This window comes from Thermogutta sp., from assembly GCF_014359955.1.
Taxonomy (GTDB): domain Bacteria; phylum Planctomycetota; class Planctomycetia; order Pirellulales; family Thermoguttaceae; genus Thermogutta.
Genome location: NZ_JACIYL010000881.1, coordinates 1 through 1,727, shown reverse-complemented (window position 1 = coordinate 1,727; position 1,727 = coordinate 1). Strand labels below are relative to the sequence as shown.

Here is a 1,727-nt window from a genome sequence, read left to right as displayed (position 1 = left end):
GCGTCGGTGGCTACCAATGTGCTGGGCATGTCCGGAAGGGCCATGCTGGAGGCCATCGCTGCAGGGTGCACTGATGCCGAGGCGTTGGCCGAGATGGGCCGTGGCAGGCTCCGCAACAAGATCCCCGAACTGGAGACGGCGCTGGAGGGTCGTGTTGACCCCACCACCGCTTCCTGCTCGCCAGCAACTGCGTCACATCGATCGTCTGGACGAGCTGATTGAGGCGTGCAACGTGAGGATCGAGGAGATGATGCGCCCTTTCGAGGAGAAGGTTGCCCTGCTGTGCGAGATCACGGGAGTGGACAAGAAAACTGTCCAGGCCATCATCGCTGAGATCGGGGTGAACATGTCCAGGTTCCCCACCGACAAACACATCGCCTCCTGGGCAGGTGTCTGCCCGAGAACAACGAGAGCGCGGGCAAGAGGAAATCGGGCAGACTCAGAAAGGGGAGCCCGTGGCTGAAAAGGCCTTGGTGGAGGCTGCTCAGGCCGCCGGGCGGGCCAAGGGCGCGTATTTGTATGCCCTCTTCCACCGGATCGCCCCGCGCCGAGGCAAAAAGAGAGCCGCCCTTGCTGTTGCGCATGCCATCCTGGTCATCATCTACCACATGCTGAAGAACGGCTCCCACTACCGCGAACTGGGCCAGAACTGCTTCGACCGGCTTGATCGCGACGCTGTCTCCCCCCCGACTCGTCAGACGTCTTGAATCTCTCGGTTACCAGGTCGAGCTAAAGGATCTGGAGGTGGCTGCCTGACCCCGTCCCCCACCCCGGTTTTCGAGGGAGCACCTTCGCATGCTGTTAGGCCCTTTTCTGGCCGCCATCGGGAGGCCAGGAACTGAAAACCGTACTGACGGTTGTTCGAATACCGCGCGTAGGCGGGAGAACCCGAAGGACAACTTGTCTGAGGCACGGGACAACTCCGGTGGACGGCCCCCCCCGACACCCCCCGACGCCACCCCACCCTGCCAACCGTCACCCTGCTAACCGTTTGCTAACCTTCTGCTCGAACTGTTCCAGACCCATTGGGACACAAGGCTTTCCGGATGGACCGCTCTGCACTTCCACACGCTGGAGGAGCCCCCGCCCGGCCCTTGCGTTTCAAGGCTTTTCGGCCCCCGATGCGCTTGTGCGACCGCGACTCACATTTTTCAAGACGTCGTAGGTTCGAGTTCTGCGCCGCCCACCATCAAAATTCAACAGCAGGTCGCGAGTGAATAAGGAAGAGGACAAACTCGGGGCGCGTTGCCAACGGGTTGCCAACCTTCGCGCCCCGAACCATTTTTGCTCTCGCGGCATCGGGCCCGTTCCCGCGGGAACGTGCCTGAGCCTACAAGCAGCTTCAGGACCGTGCACGGGATTGGCGGCCGGATCGCCGACTATACACCAGGATCGCCGCCGAATCGAAGCGCTTGCACCCCGATCGGCAGCCGGAGTGCGGCACCGTCAAGCCCACCGCTGCTCACACCGCACAGAGGGCCTCTCCCAGTTCGCCGGTCACGTCGAGCACGAGCGCCACTACGTCGCCGTCCAGGGCGCGGCCCCGCACCTGTTCGGAGAGGAATGCCTCAATCTCGCTCCTGGACAGTCCGGGCCGGTAGGGGCGATCTTCGCACATGGCCACGAACACGTCGCAGACGGCCACCGTACGGGCCCCCAGGTCCAGTTTCTCGCCTGTCAATCTGAACGGATATCCCGTCCCGTCCAGCCTCTCATGGTGGTACGCC

At 63.0% G+C, this 1,727-nt stretch carries 3 protein-coding genes and 1 pseudogene; 3 read left to right on the top strand and 1 reads right to left on the bottom strand.

Translation table 11 applies throughout. The annotated features are described in order from the left end of the window. The 3 genes and pseudogenes from H5U08_RS17865 to H5U08_RS17855 all read left to right on the top strand — a co-directional run. Window positions 1–222: pseudogene (locus H5U08_RS17865) on the top strand (hypothetical protein); the annotation flags it as partial. 25 nt (window positions 223–247) lie between these two features. Next, complete coding sequence (locus H5U08_RS17860) at window positions 248–463, top strand: transposase (protein ID WP_297036224.1); 216 nt, start codon at window positions 248–250, stop codon at window positions 461–463. Next, window positions 456–707, top strand: coding sequence for a hypothetical protein (locus H5U08_RS17855; protein ID WP_297036221.1), 252 nt, complete (start codon window positions 456–458; stop codon window positions 705–707). The genes H5U08_RS17860 and H5U08_RS17855 overlap by 8 nt, the downstream gene beginning before the upstream one ends. Before the next feature lie 755 nt (window positions 708–1,462). On the opposite strand, the gene H5U08_RS17850 is transcribed toward H5U08_RS17855, so the two are convergent. Further along, window positions 1,463–1,727, bottom strand: a 265-nt coding sequence (locus H5U08_RS17850) for an HD domain-containing phosphohydrolase (RefSeq protein ID WP_297036219.1), incomplete at its 5' end; no start/stop codon positions are given.